Here is an 18,500-nt window from a genome sequence, read left to right as displayed (position 1 = left end):
GAGGAGTTTGGCCGTCAGTATCCGGCCGGTTTTAACGATGAGTCCCAGTGCCATTGCTGTTCTCCTTTAGGTCTGAATTTCGTGGTCTTGATCGATGAGCACCGCGAACAGGATCTGGCGCGTGTCGACCAGCAGCCCGGCCGGAATCGCGATGCGCTGAACGGTGTCGGATAGGCTGATGTGTGCGCCGGACGTCCGGACGCTGGTGTCGATGCTCCGCAGCCAGGGGCGCGTCACCCGCACAGCCGCGTCGGCATCGACGCCCAGACGGCCATGGACGACGAGCCAAAGGTCGGCGCTCCGGTTCAGGCGGTTGTTCACGCGAAGCGCGAGGTCGGATCGACGTTCTAGCCGATGGGCGACCCGAACGGCGCTGTCGGCCCGGACCATCACCGTGCGCCTGGCCGGTGCCCCGGAAAACAGCTCGAAAAGCGCTCCGGGTTGCGCCGCTCCAATGGCGAGCAGTTCCGGCCGCCGTGTGCCTCTGCGGGTGGTGATGGATGCCAGTTGTCCCTTATGCACGGCCACGGCGAATCCTCCCGCTGAGCTTGAGTGCCTGGCCACGGTTCATGGACATAAGCGTTTCCGGACGACGCTGGCCGGTGATCGTGCTGATGGGTTTGAGCTTTCCGCTATGCGTTGCCATGGGGTTATTCCTTCACCGCGCACCAGCCGCCGGTGGTCAGGTTGAACACGCGGTAGCTGTCCGTTCCGATTTGAATGGTGTCTTCCGAGGCGACGTTGCCGCCGCCCACGGAGAAGATCTCGATGAGTTCGCCGCGCAGTTCCTGGTAGGCAGCGGAACCGGACATCGAGGCGAGCCAGGGAAAAAGGATGGTGGTGCCGTAGCGCATCTCCGGATCGGTTTCGCCCTGGAGACCGCCGTTGGCCGCGCCGCAGCGGCCCTGCTGGCCGGAGGCGGAAGTCCAGCCGTCGAACTTGTTCACGGCGTAGAAGGTGCCCGGCGCGTTGTAGTAACTGTTTATGACCGGCTGCGGGTCCTCACCGATCTTTGCCCCCGAGGCGTAATCCCGAACGAGGGTCTCGACGGTAATGGTGTTCGGCGTGACGGCGGTGTCGATGGCGCTCACCCGCACGCGTTCGATGCCCGCGTCGTCCTTGATCACATAGTCCTGTCCGGGCGTGACCACGGTGGCGTCGTTGACCTGAAGCACCATGCCGCTTCCGGCGGTGGCCGCCGCCTGCGTGAGCGCGACGGCCCCGGACCAGAAGCGTTTCAGCAGGCCGCTGTAATGGCCGTAGTAGGTGGAGACGAGCTTGGTCACCACGAAGACGTGGTCCAGATCGGCGAACAGCCAGAAGATGAAGTCGGCGCTGTCCTCCACCCGCAGATAGGTGTAACTGGTGTGCGAAGCCTCGTTGATGCCGGTGTGGGCGGTCGCGTTCCAATACTGGAATGCGGCGACGTGAATCCGCCCGGAGGTGGTGCTGATACGGAACTGCAGATAGACGTCCTCAGCTCCGGATTCCCCGTGCGATTTGAAGACGAAATACGGCTGCGGGTCGGCCGACTGATCGTCGTGCAGGGTCCATCCGGTGGTGGTCACCAGAAAGGTCCGCAGTTGATTGAGCAGGTCGAGCCGACCGTGGGCGAGTCCTTGAATGCTGTGGTATGCCATGGCGGCCTCCTTAGAGAATCGGGTTTTCCGTGCCGGTCAGGCGCAGTTTGATGTCGAGTTTGTTTTGTACCGGCGTGCCCGGGAGCACGGTGCAGCGCCGCCAGAAAGACAGCGTCTGCGGGAAGGCCTTGTCACCGAGGTTGAGCGGTGCGCCCTGGGTGGCGGTGTCGAGTCCGGCCTGGGTCAGGGCCAGGCGGTACCAGACCGCTTCGTCAGTGCCGGTTTCGTCGATGGGATCGAGCACCAGACCGGTGTAGTCGTAGCCGGAATAGATGGTCGTCCCGACGTCGTGCGCGGCCGGAACAGTGTTGGCCACGCCCCGCTGCACGGTGAGATTGGCGGTGCCGCCGCCGCTTTCGACGAGCATCTGCTCGCCGTCGATGATGATGAGTTCGCCGTCGGCAAAGCGCGGTTCGGCCAGGGCGATGGATGTCTGCGCCGCGTCGATGGCCGAAACGAGGCCCGTCTGCTCGTTGGCGACGTAGAGTTGCCGATCCTTGATGTCGCCGTCGGTGCCGTTGTAGCTCTCGGCCTCGGGGCGGCTGAAATCCCCCTCGGAAATCTGCTGGGTCAGCGCTGCGTCAAGATAGAGATGTATCGCCATGGGTTCTCCTTCAGGTGGGCCACTGGGTGGCGCGATAGTTGTTGGTGGCGGCATCGAACCCGGCCTGCGTCGGCGCGTGCAGATCCTGCTGACGGAACAGCCAGCGATAGGAAGGCCGCGACCAGCGGAATCCAGCCTGGTTGAGGCGCATGCGGCTGACGCGCAGGGGTCGGGTCCGATCCACGGAGAGGCGCAGGCCGGTGGTGTTGAGCGGGTTCGCGCCCAGCTTCATGGTCTCGACCCGATGTCGCTGGAGAGAGCCCGTGTCCACGTAGACTTCAAGCGAAGCCCGTTCGCCGGTCAGATTCGCATTGCTCAGATACCGGGTGTTTAGGGTGTTCGCGTTGAGCCGGAACACAGGCCCTCTCCGCCGCCATCGGTCGATCCGGTCGACGGCCAGGGTGACGTCCGCGTCGCAGCCAGCGGTGGAGGCGAGCAACAGATTGCTGATGCCGCCCTGGTTGGCGGTGAGATCGAGACCTTCGTTGAGCCTGGCGCGGCCAAGCTGGAAACAGAGGCGGTGCCGGGATTCCAGGGGTAGGCTCAGGTCGTACTTGGCTTCTGCCCGTTCGACCGGTTCCGCCTGCGTGTCGAAGAAGAAATCCTTCTGCCGGAAGCAGTAGCGTAGCTCGGTCTCGCCATGGGTCAGCGATTTGCGGTTGAGATGGCTCTCGCCCAGCCCGAAGCCGCTTTCCAGCAAATCGCCTTCGAAATCGCGGCCGGTGTAGATGGGCGTGCAGAAGGAAACCCGATGCTCGCCGACGCGGGTGTACGGCAGCCGCCAGTCGTTGAGGGCCTTGTGGTTCAGGCGCATCCGGTTCTGGCGGCCGTGAAAACGGGAGACCTTCACGGCGGCCCGGTCAATTTCCGGGATCATCTCCGTGGTGCTGGTGAGCTGCAGCAGCTCCCAGGCCCTCTGCTTGTTGGTCAGGTGACGACAGGAACCGAGCGAGGAACGTCCGAGGACGAAGGTTTCGTCGAGAAACGCCAGCACGATCCGGCGCACGGCGTTGGCATGCCCGAAGTCAAGCATCGCGCCGCCTTCGATCCATTCCAGGAGGAACTGGAGCCAAAAACAGCGCGTGCCCGCCGGGTGGTGAAACACCAGGGCGTCGCGCAGCCCCTCGGTCTGATTGAGACACAGCACGCGAAACACGCCGAGGCTGAACACCAGCCCGGGCAGCTTGGCTTTGCTGAGTCTGGAGCGGGCATTGAGACGCAGCGCCGAGCGGAAGGTCTCCTGCAGTTCTCCCTGCCAAGCGAGCGCGTCAAAGTCGCGTTCGATGGCCGGGATGGTGCCCTTGCGGCGATAGATTTCGACCGCCTCCCGCACGCGGCGGCGCTGACAGTCCGGCGAACAGGTGCCGTCCACTTCGAGGCCGACCAGTCTCGCCAGCAGCGGCAGGAAGCGCTCGTCGCAATGATCGACGTCGAAGATGGTCGGGAAGTCGTCGATGGCCTGCTTAAGTTCGTCGAGCGTTCCGGCGGGAAGGCTCAGAAAGGTACGCAGGTCACCGGCCTCGTCGTTGTGCTCGTAAAGCGGCGGCAGCAGGCCGAGCAGATTGTCTTTGAACCAATCCGACATCAACCGGCCCTCCGCAGATCGAGGTTGATGGTGCCGAGAACCGGGATTTCGCCGTGGCGCAGCTCGATGTCCTGCTGGGGCGCGTAGAGATGCATGTGGCTGACGCCACGCACACCATCGATCAAGGCCACCAGGTCGGAGAAGTGAATGGTCTGACCGAAGGAGACCTCGTCGAAGGAAAAGAAATCGGTGAGCGCGGCTTCGATGCGGCTGCGCACGTTTTCCAGCGGTTCACCGGGCCAGATGTAGACCTCGGCGTCGATGGAAACGGGCCGGTAGATTGGGTCGAACAGGTTGATCTCGACCGTGATGACCTTGCGGCGTTCAAGAAACTCCGCGAGTTCCCGCTTGAGCAGCGACGAGGGCATGCCGCCGCCATTGGGGGCGATGGCCAGTTGGACGTTGTAATAGCGGATGTTCTGGCAGGCATTGGTGTCGAGCACCTTGGCCTTGGCGACGCCGGGGTAACCTTCGGCGAGCGCCTGGTAATCCTCCAGGGTGACGGCTTTCCAGAGACTGCGCAGCTCCGCCGGTGCCTGTCGGCGGGCATGTTCGAGGGCTTCCCGCGAAGCGCCGCCGGTGGCGGGCACCGGGTTGGTGACGGTCAGGGGAACCTGGCCTCCATCGAGGTAGACCGGGCTCAGTAGTTGGGTGATCCGGTTCGGACCGAGATTGCCCTGGTCTCCGATGGTCTGCAGATAGCTGACGGCGATGGCGCTTCCCTGAACCGGTACATCGCCGCTTTGCCCGTCGCCGAAAATCAGGGTGGAGATGTCGAGGGCGTCGAGGTCGGCCATGAAATGGCGGCTGTCGGCCAGGCTGTCCTGAAAATGATCGACCTCGCTCCAGGCGTCGTCCCCCACCGTAACGGTGATGGTCCCCTGGGCGATGACGTCGCCGGTCAGGCGGATGCGCTGGAATGGCAGCCCCGTCGAAGTGAAGGTCTCGGTGCGGCGCACGCCTTGCCGGGCCGGGATGTCCACCGAGAGTAGGCCTCGCGGGAGCAGGCCGTCCTCGACCGTCTCGAAATCCGCCTCGCCGTCACTCAGCAAGGCGCGGCAGGCCGTTCCCGCCGGAATGGTCAGATCCTTGCCGAGCGGGGCGGAGAGCCGGAAACGCAGCGTGGTGGTGGAGGCCACCGGCGAATCCAGCCGGTAGCCGATGAGCTTGCAGAGGTTGATGACGTTCTGGCGCTGGCGGGCCGTGGGCAGAAAGGCCTCCGCCGCTTGGGCGTCCAGGTAGTAGGCCAGCATGTCGCCCACGCCGCAGAACAGATCGAGCAGGACGACGCCGAGATCGGAGTGGTTGAAATCGGTCCAGCGGTCGGTGAGCTGCGGGATCTTCGCCAGCAGCTCCTGGCGGATCGATTCGTAATCCTTGTTGATGTATCCGATGCTTGCGCGGCCCATGGTCTCTCCGGTTTTCGGCGGTTATGCGAGAGCGCCTGATGCTCTCGCCACGCCGGTTACTTACCGGAAGGGGCCTGGATGTGTCGGAGGCGGGATGCCTCAGAGCGGGCCGCGCAGTTGCCAGACGGGATTGGGCTGCCCGGATGTGTTGTTGAGGTAGTGGGATTCCTTCTTGCCCTCGAAATAGAACAGACCGATGCGGCCCGGCTCCAACGTGGTGATCCGGTGAACGGTGCCAGCGGCGTTGTCTTCCGCCTGGCTCTGGGTGTCGAAACCCAGACCGCTCGCGGCCAGATAGAGGGCGTGCTCGGCCTGGGGCGTTTCCGTTTCGGGCGCTCCCTCGAACGTCAGGTAATGGCCGTGGTTGTCACCCGGATCGCTGACGATCCACTTGCCGTTTCGGTCCTGAAAGGCTCCCTCGATGTAGGCGACTTCGTATTCTCCCGCTGGCCAGATGAAGGAATCATCCGGATCGGGGCTCATCTCGGCCGTGTCGAACCAGAGCAGATTGAACAGCGAGCGCACGTCCGGCGACAGGCGCACGCTGCGCACCGGCGGCGGTTCAGGCTCGGGTTCCGGCTGGGGATAGCTGGGCGCGGGATTGTTCGGGTCTTCTCTGTAGAAGGGATAGACCAGGTTGCCGTCAACCTGGCTCTGGATCACCCGATAGGCGATATGCACCAGCAGCAGGTTTCCGTCGATATTCAGCGGCCGGTCGTCGAAGTATACCTCTGTGATGATCACCCGCTTTTCCCAGCGCTTGATGGCGTCGATCACGTAATGGCGCAGCATGCCTTTGAGCACCTCGTCGTTCTGTTCGAACACCAGATCCTTCAGCCTGGAGCCGAACTCCGGATTCATGAACCGTTCGCCGATCCGGGTGCCGAGGATCTGCAGGATGCTTTCGCGGATGTGTTCGTGCTCACGGGAGGTGGCGGTCGATATCTGGGTGCCGCCGGATACCGACTGAAACCGGAACGGGTAGCGCAGCCCCTTGCCGAGAAAGTCGTAGCTCATCAGGTACGCTCCTCGCAGTCGATGCCGCATTGTCCTGAGCAGCCATTTTCCGGTGCGCCGTCGTCGATGGCTTCTCCCTGGAACCGGACTACCAGATCCAGACCGCTTTTCAGACCCAGGTGGATGGTTCCGTCCGCCTCAATCAGCCCACCGTGGCCGGACTGGCCGCACTGGAATCCCTTGGCTCCGCCGGAGAGCAGACGGACAGCGATGGTTTCGCCGATGCCCTCGATGCGGCCGATGCCGATGATGTCGATAGGACCGGACAGGTTGATCAGAGTGATGAACCGTTCCTGGTGATCGACGTCGAGGCGGATGCCCTCGGGCAGAACCACCGCGAAGCGTTCCGCGCCCATGGCAGTCGGCTCGATCCCGGCAGGTAGTCCGCTGATACCGGCTGCCTCCTGGGTCGAACGCAGATAGGACTCGACCAGGGGGTAAAGGCGTCCCGGGGCGACCTCGATGGCCGTGCCGGGTCCGGGGGTGATGACCTGCTGTTCCCCAGCGTCGATAACGCAGATTCGCTGGTCGTTCGTAGTCCGCAGGATCATGCCGTCGGGCAAGGTGAAGAGCCGGTTGCCATCCGGCAGATCCCGGGGTTCGGTGCCCGCAGGCAGTTCGACGAAGGGATAGAAATCGGGCTCCGGCTCGATCTGTACCTGCTCCAGGTACTCCTGGGTCCTGGCCTGCTGGGCCTCAAGATAGGCCTGGGCCTGGCCGCGCATCGCCTCCGAGGCGGCGTGACCGGCCTCCAAAAGCGTGCGGATGCCGGAAAGCTCCTCACGGATGCCGGAAAGGTGATCGCAGAGCACCCGCAGCACATACTGCTGTTCGCCGGAATCGGTCTGTTCGATGGTGGCCTGCAAGTCGGCGGGTTCTTCGGAAATCATCGACAACCTCCATTACATGCCGACATTGGCGGGTTGGGATTGATAGCTCATGGCGTTGACCGCCGTCACTGTTCCGGTCGCGCCGTCGATTTCGAACACGGTCCAGACCGTGCCGGGGGCGTTGGGAACGTTGAAGGTCTGCTCACGGCCATCGCTCAGGAACACCTTCACCGATGCTCCCGACTGCGCCAGGCCGGTGCTCGGATTGGCGTTGCGGTTGGTGTAGTCGTGGACCGCGTAGCGGTAGACGCCGGGGATGAGCCGATGGATGGTGATGGTCTCCGGCCCGTAGGAACTGGTGTCGTCCACGTCCAATTCCGCCGCCTCGTTTTCGATGGTGTGGGAATAGAACACATGGAAACGACCGCCCGATGGCGTCGGTCCGGTGAGATGGGAATCGAGATCCCTGGGGTTGAGGCCCCACTGCAACACGATGCGGGCGACCTGGCCGTCGAGTTCGGGAGAAAGAACGATCTGAATGTCACCGGAGGTGTTGGGGTCGGCGTTCACCCAGCCATGCCAGGCGATGTATCCCGGCGCGGTGACCTCCACGTAATAGAATCCCTCGTGTACGGACAGCTCAAACCCGCCATAGGCGTTGGCGAAGGTCTGGAACGCCGCCGGGCCGGTTTCCGAGCGGCGGAATTCGATCAGCGCGTTGCCGACGCCGCTGGTGTTGAGGGCGTTGACTACCGTGCCGCTGAGGAAGACCGATGCTCCGCTGGCAAAGTCCGGGTGGTCGGCGAACCAGGACGGATCGCGGACCTCCACCAGTACATGGCGGAGGCTGTCCCGGGTCGAGGATCGCCAGACCATGAGCACGGCGTTGCCGATGGTCCAGCCACAGCGTATGACACCGTCCGGCCCGATCTCCGCGACCTCCGGGTTGCTTGAGGCAAAGACCGGGGCTTCAACGTCGCCGCGCAGGGAGAGCGGAACCCGTTGCTCGAATTCGCCAGCGGAGAGGCGGATGGAGCGAGGCTGAACCTCCCAGTGGCTGAAGGCTGGCGGGGTATCCGTCATGAAGGGACCTCCACCGGCACGGAGACGCCGCCGCCATAGACCTCGACCTGAACGTGCCGCAGGCTGAGCCGCTCGGGCGAATCCCAGACCAGGATCATGGCCGCCCCGGGAACGAAGCCGCACTCGACATTGCCGTCCTCATCGACAATGGCTACGTCGGGATTGGATGATTCGAACACCGGCGCTTCGGGTAGACCACGGATCGAAAGCGGAATGCGCTGGACGAATGGGGATCGCGAGACCCGGATCAGCTTCGGGAAGACATCCCAGTAGTGCGGTTCCTGCGGTTGTTCGAGATTGTTCATGGCGTCCCCCTCAGTTGTCGATGGTGTCGGGACTGCCGGTGACGATGATGGCTCCGCAGGCGGTGATGTCGCCGATGCGGGCGTTGGGCAATCCTTCGGTGATGGTGTCGAAGCTGCCGGTCACGATGGGCGTCACGCCATGCCCCGGGATGGGACAGACGTGCAGATCCCCCATGCGGGCCACCGGCATGCCGTTGTCCAGCGTCCGGCTCGCCCCGGTGATGATGACGCCGCCGTGACTGCTGATGTCGCCGAGTCGCGCCTGGGAGCTCATGGGTTCACCTTCAGCAGCAGATGGATCAGAAAGCCGACGAGTCCGCCGATGGTGCTGCCGATGGTCAGCACGAGGCCGACGATCTTCCACATGGTCTCGGTCCCCATTTTGGAGCCGACCCGGGCATGCAGCCGGTCGATCTCCTCGGCGTGCCGGTGCAGATCGGAATAGATCGAGCGGACCAGCACCTCGACGTTTTCCTTGTCCGATTTCTTCTCGATTTCACGCTCGATCTTCTCGAGGCGGTCCTGGATTTCCCGGCGGTGACTTTCGAGGATGCTGCGGAATTCCTCCCGCCAATGCTCGAAGGTCCGGGCCAGCAATTCCTCGCTGGCCGAGAGTCCGGAGGGCGTTGTTGTTCTTTCTCCCATGCAATGATTCCTTCATGTGTTGATCAAGACGGTGTTCGTCGAGCGAATGATGATGTTTCCGGCCACCCCATCCATGAACACGAGGCTGCCGGACTTGTCGGTGGCGCTGATGCTCTCCTGGCCGGGCGCGGCGTTCATGCGCACCACCTGACCGGCCTTGTCGGTGAGCCGGATCTGTTCGGCGGCGGCGGTGGAATCGACGAGGATTTCCTGAGTGCCGTTGAGCCCCCAGATGTGAACCTTCTCCCGGCCCTTGGTGGTATCGATGAGGATCTTCTGCCAGCGGGAGCGGCCCTTGTCGCAGGAGAGGATGTGGACCTTCTCCTTGTCCTGCCAGGCTTCGAGAATCACCTGCTGGCGGCAGAGGTCGGTGAGCTGGATGCGGGCGCGGGAGCCGACGATCTGCGAGGCGATGTCGAGCTGGTCGCCTTTCTCGGCGTCCTTCGTGCCGCGCCGCAGGGCGTTGCCGCTCTGCATCTCCGGCTTCACCTTCCCTTCCATGGTGAGGATCTGTCCGGCGCGGTCGATGATCCGCAGCAGTTCGTCGCCGTCGCGGTCATCGGCCAGAATGGTGTGGCCGGTTTCGGTCTTGAGCAGGACCTTCAGTCGCTGGCAGTAATACGGCGGATGGCCGTGGTACTTCTTGTGTTCGAGATCGTCATGCCTGTTGGCCTGATGCTCGACCTTATCCTCGCAGTCATGGCAGAAGGCATTCGCGCAGGTGCGCTTCGATTCCTCGGGCTGCTCACCGGGATTGCTCTTGGCCAGCCAGACCCCGGTCCAGATCGGATACTGGACGACGCCGCCTTCGAACTCGGCCCAGACCGAGGCTCCTTCCTCGGGGACCAGGAACATGCCGGTGTCGTCGTTGCCGCCGTAGGGAAAACAGGGCGCGGCCCATTCGGACCAGTTCTCCCGCCCGCCGCCGAGCACGGCGGGGATTTCCAGGCGGACCCGGCCGAGGCGTTCTGGGTCGTTGTTGTCGCGCACGAAGGCCCGGTACTTGCCGTACCAGCGGTTGCGGTAGCGCTCCTCAGATTGACGGTCGCGGGTTTCAAGCATGCTCCGCCTCCCGCTTTCGACTGGCGTTCCAGGCCAGCCAGCCGCCCAGGCGAACCGCCCAATGCATGAGCTGGCGTTTCCACAGGGGCACGCCCAGGGCCGCCATCAGTTCGAGAAAGAGGCGGTCGGCCGCAAGCCGCGAGACCTTGCCGGTGTGGTAGAGATAGTCGTGAACAACGGCCGCCGGGGAATATCTCCCCCAGGGCGGCACCACGCGCCAGAACAGGCGCGGCACCGAGGCGAAGTCGGTCTCGAACCCGGCGGGCACTTCGATGATGCGGCCAGTGCCGGTGCGGACACGGAACGGCTGGGTCAGCCTCGCGGTCATTCCATTGGGCAGGATCTCCACCCGAAGAGGCCCGGACAGTCCCAGCGCGGTGCCGGAAAACAGGGGCTTGGTTTCGGCGCTCATGACCGCCACCTCGCCTTGCCCGACTGGCGCACGTCGAGATGGACCCAGGATGCGTAGACGCCGATGCCGCCCTCGCGGAAGAATGGAATCTCCTCGGCGATGACCGCCAGTTCCTCGGGCGAAACGCCTGCGGGACAGCTCACGTCGGCAGCCATGCCCAGCGTGTGGAAACTCTGCTCCGCGCCGCCCACCGCCTTGTTGTGCCGGTTGCAACGGAAGCCGCTGGTGATGGACAGCGGTTTGCCGATGCGGTCGCGCAACGCCTGCAGGGCGTCGACCAGGTCGGGATGGACTGCAGCCGAATGGCCGCAGCAGTTCGTGCCTTTGCAGGCGAATTCCGAACGGTTGAAATTCTTGCTGAGATCACCCATTGCCACCTCCTTGTGTGACCGCGCCGGAGTCCGCGTCGATGGTCACCATGGCTGGCGGCTCGTTTTGCGGCGTGGGCGGGGCCTCCTTGTCGTTGGGTTTGCCCTGGGACTCGGCGGACTTGTTGCCCGCGCCCTTGCCGAGGGCGTTCTTCTTGAGTTTGAGTTCGCAGAGATAGCCTGCGCCGCTGATGCTGTGGCGCACAGAGTGGCAGTAGTAGATGCCGGAAAACTTCCGTCCCACGCCCTTGATCTCGACGTTCTTCTTGGCGCGTAGCTGGGGAATGCCGATGGTGGCCGCGTCCGCCTCGACCTGGCGCAGCTCGGCCTCGCGGAATTTGCCTTCGGCGCTGTCCTGGGCGGGCTCCTGGCGCGGCTCTTCGTGAAAGCCTTCGGAACGGTCGAAGCTGGGCACGATTTGCCCCGTCTCCTGTTCCTTAAAGCTGCCTTCGCCGGTGTTGCCGTCGACCAGATAGGTCTGTTTGCCCAGGGCCGTCCGCTCGGGCGTGCTGGCGTTGTTGGCCTTGTGCTCGACCACGTCCTTCTTGCGCGGGTCGATACCGACCGTCTTGGTCTCGACACCCGCGCCCTTGGCTCCCTGGGATTGGGTGCTGGGGCGGAACGAGCGCAGCAGGCCCTTGGTGTCGGTGAAATATTCGAGGGTCAGAAGCGGCGTCTGGTCGAGCTCGCGGGGATGGAAATGGAGTTCGTCGTCCTGGATGTAGAAGACATAGCCGCTCACGCCGTCGCCATCGCGGTCGCGGGCCTTTTCCGCCAGCTCCTTGAGGAACTGGGCGTCCGAGATGTTGCTTTGGGTGACGCGGAGATGGGTTCCCTTGGTGGCCGTGACCACCGGGGTGAGGCCGTTGGCGGCGGCGATCTGTTCGGCGATTTCCGAATAGAGGATGCCGGGAGCGGGTTTCTGCCAGACCTTCTGGTTCTCCTTGCCCGCGAGTTTGAAGCCCTTGTCGTAGGCCTTGATGCGGATGGTCGGATCGCCGTTTTCCGGGAAGTCGTAATCGATGTCCTTGATGACCGCCTTCTTGCGCGGAGAGAGGTTCCCCACGTAGCCGAAGCGGGCAACGATCTCGTTGCCTTCCTGGAACAGCGGATCGTCGACGAACTGCAGGTTGCGGTCGGTCACCGACAATTCGAGGACATCCAGCTCCTCCTCGTTGTCGGTGAAGACGAACGAGGTGATCTCCTGGGTAATGTCCTTCGAGAGGTCTTGCCCCTCGATCTGAATCAGAAATGTCGGCTTGAAGGTATCCAGATCCATGCGTTTCTCCGGCGGTTCGCAGTTCCCTGCTTACTTACCGGAAGGCATGGCGAGGTGTCGGGGGGGATCAAGCTTTAGGTTTGAAAATCTTTTGGCGTATGGAGGGTGTGTGGCAATTGAGAGTTATGTGCATAACGGGCCTGCCGGTGTGCGGCTCAGGCCGCACCACTGGCGGGTTAGCGGGGTTTTTATGGAATGCACTCTAGTAGTACCACACGGAACTGACATCAGCATCATTGAGCGGGAGTACCCTGACCTCTCGCGCAACCAAGACATCGCGGTCGGACTGCAAGTGATCTTGAAGCCACGGGCCCGTCCCACCCCGACATGGACCTCGATGCCCGAACGGACGTTAGATTTCGAGTTCTAGGCGTTCTGCGATGAAGGTTGGATCCCAGCCGGGATTGAAAGTGTCGACGTGGGTGAATCCGAGCCGCTCGTATAGGCCACGCAGGTTCGGGTGGCAGTCGAGCCGCAGCTTGGCGCACCCCTGCGTTCGCGCGGCATGGCGGCAAGCCTCGATCAGCGCGGAGCTGACACCCCGGCCCGCATGTGTCCGTCGCACCGCGAGCTTGTGCAGATATGCGGCCTCCCCCTTGAGGGCGTCGGGCCAGAACTCGGGATCCTCGGCCGACAAGGTGCAACAGCCGACGATGCCGTCGCTGCAACTCGCGACTAGGAGCTCGGATCTCAGGACGAAGGTCTCCGCGAATGTCCGGTCGATCCGCGCGACGTCCCAGGCGGGCGTTCCCTTGGCGGACATCCACGCCGCAGCGTCGTGCATCAGCCGCACAACCTCGTCGATATCACCCGAGCAGGCGACCCGAACGTTCGGAGGCTCCTCGCTGTCCATTCGCTCCCCTGGCGCGGTATGAACCGCCGCCTCATAGTGCAGTTTGATCCTGACGAGCCCAGCATGTCTGCGCCCACCTTCGCGGAACCTGACCAGGGTCCGCTAGCGGGCGGCCGGAAGGTGAATGCTAGGCATGATCTAACCCTCGGTCTCTGGCGTCGCGACTGCGAAATTTCGCGAGGGTTTCCGAGAAGGTGATTGCGCTTCGCAGATCTCCAGGCGCGTGGGTGCGGACGTAGTCAGCGCCATTGCCGATCGCGTGAAGTTCCGCCGCAAGGCTCGCTGGACCCAGATCCTTTACAGGAAGGCCAACGGTGGCGCCCAAGAAGGATTTCCGCGACACCGAGACCAATAGCGGAAGCCCCAACGCCGACTTCAGCTTTTGAAGGTTCGACAGCACGTGCAGCGATGTTTCCGGTGCGGGGCTCAAGAAAAATCCCATCCCCGGATCGAGGATGAGCCGGTCGGCAGCGACCCCGCTCCGTCGCAAGGCGGAAACCCGCGCCTCGAAGAACCGCACAATCTCGTCGAGCGCGTCTTCGGGTCGAAGGTGACCGGTGCGGGTGGCGATGCCATCCCGCTGCGCTGAGTGCATAACCACCAGCCTGCAGTCCGCCTCAGCAATATCGGGATAGAGCGCAGGGTCAGGAAATCCTTGGATATCGTTCAGGTAGCCCACGCCGCGCTTGAGCGCATAGCGCTGGGTTTCCGGTTGGAAGCTGTCGATTGAAACACGGTGCATCTGATCGGACAGGGCGTCTAAGAGCGGCGCAATACGTCTGATCTCATCGGCCGGCGATACAGGCCTCGCGTCCGGATGGCTGGCGGCCGGTCCGACATCCACGACGTCTGATCCGACTCGCAGCATTTCGATCGCCGCGGTGACAGCGCCGGCGGGGTCTAGCCGCCGGCTCTCATCGAAGAAGGAGTCCTCGGTGAGATTCAGAATGCCGAACACCGTCACCATGGCGTCGGCCTCCGCAGCGACTTCCACGATGGGGATCGGGCGAGCAAAAAGGCAGCAATTATGAGCCCCATACCTACAAAGCCCCACGCATCAAGCTTTTGCCCATGAAGCAACCAGGCAATGGCTGTAATTATGACGACGCCGAGTCCCGACCAGACTGCATAAGCAACACCGACAGGGATGGATTTCAGAACCAGAGAAAGAAAATAAAATGCGATGCCATAACCGATTATGACAACGGCGGAAGGGGCAAGCTTAGTAAAGCCCTCGCTAGATTTTAATGCGGATGTTGCGATTACTTCGCCAACTATTGCGATAACAAGAAAAAGCCAGCCTTTCATGATATATCTCCCAATTTGTGTAGGGCTTATTATGCACGCTTAAAAATAATAAAAGCAGACTTGACCTGATAGTTTGGCTGTGAGCAATTATGTGCTTAGTGCATCTAACATTCGGTTGTGCTGCGAACGGGCTTGTCCCGTGAGTCCGCTCGAACCGGTTGTTAGGTGGCGCCAGTCCACATTTTCCATTATTTTCTTCGCAATTGCAAGCAAATGATCGTTTTCCTGCGTATGTATAGGTATGGGAACTTACATTCCCCATCGGGAAGGGATAATCCAGACCATAGTCCGCAATTCTCTAACCCAGTACCAAGCCTACGCAAGTCCATCGCAAACTATCCTTGACCGCCTTGAGCATTTTGCTGAATGTGCCGATTGGACCAAGGGTGTTGTTCGAATACGTTGCCATGATTGTGGACATTCGTACTTCAGGCCATTTTCGTGCAAGGTTTTCCACCTTTGCCCATCCTGTGACCAAAAACGGACCTTACTCTATGCTGAATACCTGGCCGAGGATTTGCTCCTTGATCTACCGCATCGGCAATTTGTTTTTACGATTCCCAAGATTCTCAGACCATACTTTAAATCGGATAAGCGACTGTTTGGCGAGGTGTCCAGGCTGGTATTCTCCTTGCTTTCTGATTTTTTCTCCCTGGCAGCCGGTCAAGAACTACTATGTGCCTGTGTTGTCAGCTATCAGTCGTTTGGTGAATTCGCTCGATTCCACCCGCACTGGCATGTTCTGGTTCTGGAAGGTGGGTTCACCAAGTACGACCGCTTTGTATATTTACCAATTGGAGCCGACGAAGGGATGCTCAAGGTCTGGCAAGCAGCGATTATGGCTTTGTTTCTGCGAAAGGAACTAATAGATCAAGCCCGAGTGAACATGCTCAGAGACTGGAAGCATTCCGGCTTTAGCATCGAGAGCGAAACCAGACTATTCAACAAGGCCGATCGAGAAGCCCTCGGCCAGTATGTCGTTCGCGGCGCTACCTGTGCAGAAAAAATTCAGTATGATCCAGCTTCCGACACGATAATCTGGACAGCTAGCCCAAAGGGATTCTACAAAGGAAAAACAGAGACCTTCAAAGGCTTTGAATTCGTCGACCAGCTTGTGGCCCATTTACCACCAAGGCGGGTTCAATTGGTTCGTCGCTATGGCGTATATGCGGGCAAAGTCCGCAAGCAGTGGCAAGAGCGCCCCAATATTTATAGCCTGGCCCCAGAAAGTTGGCAAAAAGGTCATCCACGCGAATCCAAAATTGTTCCAGCCATACCTCAGGAGAAACCGGAAACTGTCCAAGTTTCCGATGCCTGGTCTAAACTACGCAAACAAAGCTGGGCACGGTTGTTACAGAAAGTCTACGAGGTAGACCCGTTTGTCTGTCCGAAATGCCACGGGACAATGTCGGTTGTGGCGATTATCGAGGACCCAAAAGAACTTGCCAAGATTATTAACTGGGCAAAGCAGCAAAATCGAGAGCCGCCAGTAACTGTCTGCGCACGTTCACCTCCTGTGCGGGCACTGGTGTCGGTATAATACCCCAAAAACGAAGTTTATACAGAACAGGATATCACCTCGAAATCGGTGCTTATACAGCGACCTGGGGGGGGAGTTATAGTCTTATGGTCTTGAATAAATCCCTAAAAACAAAGCTTGACAGCGTAAATAGACTTGAAATAAACTATCGGTTGTCGGCGTTGCCGAAAAATCTGGTCGGATCAGTTGTTCGGGCTGGGTAAACAGTTGTGGTTCGGGGTAAAAGCCGATTTTCAACGCAAACCCGCAAAAATCCGGAAATGACAGTTCCTATCAGTTTTTGATAATGAGTTTATTAATGAGAAATTTGCCGTTAGAACATCAAATTTTTAATGCTATTATATGGGTATTACAAGTTGTGCATTTAATATCTAATGTAGTTGCGGTAGTTTATAGAGCGCAGGCTGAATAATAAACGCTTTTTAAACTTGTTGTTATAGCAGAATATAATCTTAAAAATCTTACAAGCTTGAAGCCTGATAATTTCAGGCTTCTTTCATTTTTAAATTTCCGAACTTGTAGGAATTATACATAAATCAAAACAATTCTTAATTGACAAAATCAGTCTATAATTGTAATATATGGATATGAATAAAAACACAAAAATAAAAAACAAAAATTTCAACATTAAAGACTCACAGAATTTTTTGCATAATACTAAATTAGTCGAAAATTTGCTTTTTAAAAGCAATATAACTAAGGAGGATTTTGTTGTTGAGATTGGGCCTGGAAAAGGCATAATAACCAAGACATTAAGCAAAATCTGCAAAGCCGTTAATGCTATTGAGTTCGATAGTGTATTGGCTGATAAGTTGAGCCATGAATTTAAAAGTTCAAATGTGTCTATTATTGAAGCCGATTTTTTAAAATACAATTTACCAGACCATAATTATAAAGTTTTTTCAAACATTCCATTTAACATAACGGCAAGTATTTTAAATAAATTGTTAGATAGTGAGAACCCACCCTTAGATACTTTTTTAATTATGCAATATGAACCTTTTTTAAAGTATGCGGGTGCACCATCTTACAAGGAGTCTTATAAATCTTTATTATATAAACCATTTTTCAAAACTAACATATTGCATAGATTTAGCAAATTTGATTTTAAGCCAGCTCCAAACGCAAACATTATTTTGGGCCAATTTTCTTATAAAGACTTTACAGATATAAACCTTGAAGACAGGCATGCTTGGAAAGATTTTTTAGCCTTTGTCTTTTTAGAAAAGGGAGTTACATTTAAAGAACAAACAAAACGAATTTTTAGTTATAAGCAACAAAAAATAATTTTAAAAGAAAGCCGAATTAATGATGATTCAAATATAAGTAATTGGAGTTATGAATTTTGGCTAAAAATGTTTAAACTCTATAATTCGAACATGGTAAGCAAGGATAAAAAAGTTTTAGTTAACAATTCGTATAAAAGAATGTTAGAACATGAGTCTAGTTTAGAAAAGATTCATAGAAATAGAAAGCAAAATAACAGAAAATAGATAAACGGCAGATAAGGAAAAGCTAAATGTTAAAATTAAAGCTAGAAAACATAAACAAAACTTTCGATGGGAAAAACTTTGTTGTTAAAAATTTTAATTTGGAAGTTAATAATGAGGCTTTTGTTGTTTTAGTTGGCCCATCTGGGTGCGGGAAAACAACTGTTCTTAATATAATTGCTGGACTTGAAAACCAGACAAGCGGAAATGTGTATATTGAAGATAAGCTGGTAAATAATGTTGACCCAAAAAATAGAGATATAGCCATGGTGTTTCAAAATTATGCGTTATACCCTATGCTAACTGTTTATGATAACTTATCATTTTAATTCTAAAATTCCATAATTACTCATTTATTCTCCAATTAAAAAATATTTAGCAGAGCTACTAAATGATAGTAGCTCTGACAATTTTAATGACCGGTTACATGTGAACGGGTTGGACTTTTGGAGCATGAACCGCCAGCGCGCGTTTTTGATCCACAATAAATGCAAGTATCAGGACCTACATTTACTTCATGGTATTTATGAGGACTTTTTGAACAAGATCCTCCCGCACGTGTTTTAGAACCACAATAGATACAACAGCCATCTTCTTCTACAACATGATATTTTGACGGGCTTTTTGAACACGACCCACCAGCTCTAGTTGTAGAACCACAATACCTACATTTCCCCATAACGAAACCTCCTGTGATTATATAGATACAATACATTCTATATTGATAATTGTCATTTTTTATTTCCTTTTTTTTGCTCCGCGCAAGCGGAGTCCACCTAACGCTTGAGTTAAGCCGCGCCGCGAAGCGGCGTCGGCTTGAACGAATTGTTAGACATTATTTGCCGACTACCTTGGTGATCTCGCCTTTCACGTAGTGAACAAATTCTTCCAACTGATCTGCGCGGGAGGCCAAGCGATCTTCTTCTTGTCCAAGATAAGCCTGTCTAGCTTCAAGTATGACGGGCTGATACTGGGCCGGCAGGCGCTCCATTGCCCAGTCGGCAGCGACATCCTTCGGCGCGATTTTGCCGGTTACTGCGCTGTACCAAATGCGGGACAACGTAAGCACT

Annotated in this window: 22 protein-coding genes; 3 read left to right on the top strand and 19 right to left on the bottom strand. The window is 57.9% G+C overall.

The genetic code is table 11. The annotated features are described in order from the left end of the window. Positions 1-66: 66 nt before the first annotated feature. The 18 genes from AC6CDK_RS14925 to AC6CDK_RS14840 form a co-directional block, all read right to left on the bottom strand. A complete protein-coding gene (locus AC6CDK_RS14925; protein ID WP_192905188.1) occupies positions 67-528 on the bottom strand; it encodes a hypothetical protein in 462 nt (153 codons plus the stop codon). Between the two features lie 122 nt (positions 529-650). After that, positions 651-1,640, bottom strand: a complete 990-nt coding sequence (locus tag AC6CDK_RS14920) for a hypothetical protein (protein WP_192905189.1) — start codon at positions 1,638-1,640, stop codon at positions 651-653. Positions 1,641-1,650: 10 nt separating this feature from the next. Next, complete coding sequence (locus AC6CDK_RS14915) at positions 1,651-2,244, bottom strand: hypothetical protein (protein ID WP_192905190.1); 594 nt, start codon at positions 2,242-2,244, stop codon at positions 1,651-1,653. Positions 2,245-2,254: 10 nt separating this feature from the next. Continuing rightward, on the bottom strand, positions 2,255-3,829 hold the full coding sequence (locus tag AC6CDK_RS14910) for a phage tail protein (RefSeq protein ID WP_192905191.1): 1,575 nt from the start codon (positions 3,827-3,829) through the stop codon (positions 2,255-2,257). Next, positions 3,829-5,238: a baseplate J/gp47 family protein gene (locus tag AC6CDK_RS14905; protein ID WP_192905192.1), complete on the bottom strand. Its 1,410-nt coding sequence runs from the start codon at positions 5,236-5,238 to the stop codon at positions 3,829-3,831. The genes AC6CDK_RS14910 and AC6CDK_RS14905 overlap by 1 nt, the downstream gene beginning before the upstream one ends. 99 nt (positions 5,239-5,337) lie before the next feature. Beyond that, on the bottom strand, positions 5,338-6,255 hold the full coding sequence (locus AC6CDK_RS14900; RefSeq protein ID WP_192905193.1) for a GPW/gp25 family protein: 918 nt from the start codon (positions 6,253-6,255) through the stop codon (positions 5,338-5,340). Beyond that, positions 6,255-7,145 (bottom strand): hypothetical protein, encoded by an 891-nt coding sequence (locus AC6CDK_RS14895; RefSeq protein WP_192905194.1) that lies wholly within the window; start codon positions 7,143-7,145, stop codon positions 6,255-6,257. Before AC6CDK_RS14895 ends, AC6CDK_RS14900 begins: the two co-directional genes overlap by 1 nt. A 12-nt stretch (positions 7,146-7,157) precedes the next feature. Further along, entirely contained in the window at positions 7,158-8,168 is a 1,011-nt protein-coding gene (locus AC6CDK_RS14890) for a YfaP family protein (protein WP_192905195.1), read from the bottom strand. After that, positions 8,165-8,473 carry a hypothetical protein gene (locus AC6CDK_RS14885; RefSeq protein ID WP_192905196.1) on the bottom strand — a complete coding sequence of 103 codons (309 nt, stop codon included), beginning with the start codon at positions 8,471-8,473 and terminating at the stop codon, positions 8,165-8,167. Before AC6CDK_RS14885 ends, AC6CDK_RS14890 begins: the two co-directional genes overlap by 4 nt. A 10-nt stretch (positions 8,474-8,483) precedes the next feature. Then, positions 8,484-8,747: a PAAR domain-containing protein gene (locus tag AC6CDK_RS14880; protein WP_011366988.1), complete on the bottom strand. Its 264-nt coding sequence runs from the start codon at positions 8,745-8,747 to the stop codon at positions 8,484-8,486. Continuing rightward, positions 8,744-9,118 (bottom strand): hypothetical protein, encoded by a 375-nt coding sequence (locus AC6CDK_RS14875; protein ID WP_039644677.1) that lies wholly within the window; start codon positions 9,116-9,118, stop codon positions 8,744-8,746. The genes AC6CDK_RS14880 and AC6CDK_RS14875 overlap by 4 nt, the downstream gene beginning before the upstream one ends. Before the next feature lie 12 nt (positions 9,119-9,130). Continuing rightward, complete coding sequence (locus AC6CDK_RS14870; protein ID WP_192905197.1) at positions 9,131-10,180, bottom strand: phage baseplate assembly protein V; 1,050 nt, start codon at positions 10,178-10,180, stop codon at positions 9,131-9,133. Further along, positions 10,173-10,592: a DUF1353 domain-containing protein gene (locus AC6CDK_RS14865; protein WP_192905198.1), complete on the bottom strand. Its 420-nt coding sequence runs from the start codon at positions 10,590-10,592 to the stop codon at positions 10,173-10,175. The genes AC6CDK_RS14870 and AC6CDK_RS14865 overlap by 8 nt, the downstream gene beginning before the upstream one ends. Further along, positions 10,589-10,963 carry a YcbK family protein gene (locus tag AC6CDK_RS14860; protein WP_192905199.1) on the bottom strand — a complete coding sequence of 125 codons (375 nt, stop codon included), beginning with the start codon at positions 10,961-10,963 and terminating at the stop codon, positions 10,589-10,591. The genes AC6CDK_RS14865 and AC6CDK_RS14860 overlap by 4 nt, the downstream gene beginning before the upstream one ends. Further along, complete coding sequence (locus AC6CDK_RS14855) at positions 10,956-12,239, bottom strand: phage late control D family protein (protein ID WP_192905200.1); 1,284 nt, start codon at positions 12,237-12,239, stop codon at positions 10,956-10,958. Before AC6CDK_RS14855 ends, AC6CDK_RS14860 begins: the two co-directional genes overlap by 8 nt. A 352-nt stretch (positions 12,240-12,591) precedes the next feature. Next, the gene (locus tag AC6CDK_RS14850; RefSeq protein ID WP_000376623.1) at positions 12,592-13,092 is read right to left on the bottom strand and encodes a GNAT family N-acetyltransferase; all 501 of its coding nucleotides are present in this window, start codon (positions 13,090-13,092) and stop codon (positions 12,592-12,594) included. 127 nt (positions 13,093-13,219) lie between these two features. Next, positions 13,220-14,059: a sulfonamide-resistant dihydropteroate synthase Sul1 gene (gene sul1 / locus AC6CDK_RS14845; RefSeq protein WP_000259031.1), complete on the bottom strand. Its 840-nt coding sequence runs from the start codon at positions 14,057-14,059 to the stop codon at positions 13,220-13,222. Beyond that, positions 14,053-14,400 (bottom strand): quaternary ammonium compound efflux SMR transporter QacE delta 1, encoded by a 348-nt coding sequence (locus AC6CDK_RS14840; RefSeq protein WP_000679427.1) that lies wholly within the window; start codon positions 14,398-14,400, stop codon positions 14,053-14,055. Before AC6CDK_RS14840 ends, sul1 begins: the two co-directional genes overlap by 7 nt. Before the next feature lie 241 nt (positions 14,401-14,641). On the opposite strand from AC6CDK_RS14840, the gene AC6CDK_RS14835 reads away from it, so the two are divergent. The 3 genes from AC6CDK_RS14835 to AC6CDK_RS14825 all read left to right on the top strand — a co-directional run bounded on the left by AC6CDK_RS14835 (position 14,642) and on the right by AC6CDK_RS14825 (position 17,759). Further along, the gene (locus AC6CDK_RS14835) at positions 14,642-15,940 is read left to right on the top strand and encodes an IS91-like element ISCR28 family transposase (protein ID WP_192905201.1); all 1,299 of its coding nucleotides are present in this window, start codon (positions 14,642-14,644) and stop codon (positions 15,938-15,940) included. Positions 15,941-16,527: 587 nt separating this feature from the next. Beyond that, a complete protein-coding gene (gene erm(42) / locus AC6CDK_RS14830; protein ID WP_192905202.1) occupies positions 16,528-17,433 on the top strand; it encodes a 23S rRNA (adenine(2058)-N(6))-methyltransferase Erm(42) in 906 nt (301 codons plus the stop codon). A 26-nt stretch (positions 17,434-17,459) separates the two neighbouring features. Beyond that, on the top strand, positions 17,460-17,759 hold the full coding sequence (locus AC6CDK_RS14825; RefSeq protein WP_192905203.1) for an ATP-binding cassette domain-containing protein: 300 nt from the start codon (positions 17,460-17,462) through the stop codon (positions 17,757-17,759). Between the two features lie 506 nt (positions 17,760-18,265). Here the strand turns inward: AC6CDK_RS14825 and AC6CDK_RS14820 are convergent. Then, on the bottom strand, positions 18,266-18,500 hold a 235-nt coding region (locus AC6CDK_RS14820), incomplete at its 5' end, for an aminoglycoside adenylyltransferase domain-containing protein (protein ID WP_114266377.1).

The organism is Geobacter sp. PheSNFMC, from assembly GCF_059620965.1.
Note: the sequence above shows the minus strand (reverse complement) of the source record. Positions and strands in the feature narration are given on the sequence as shown.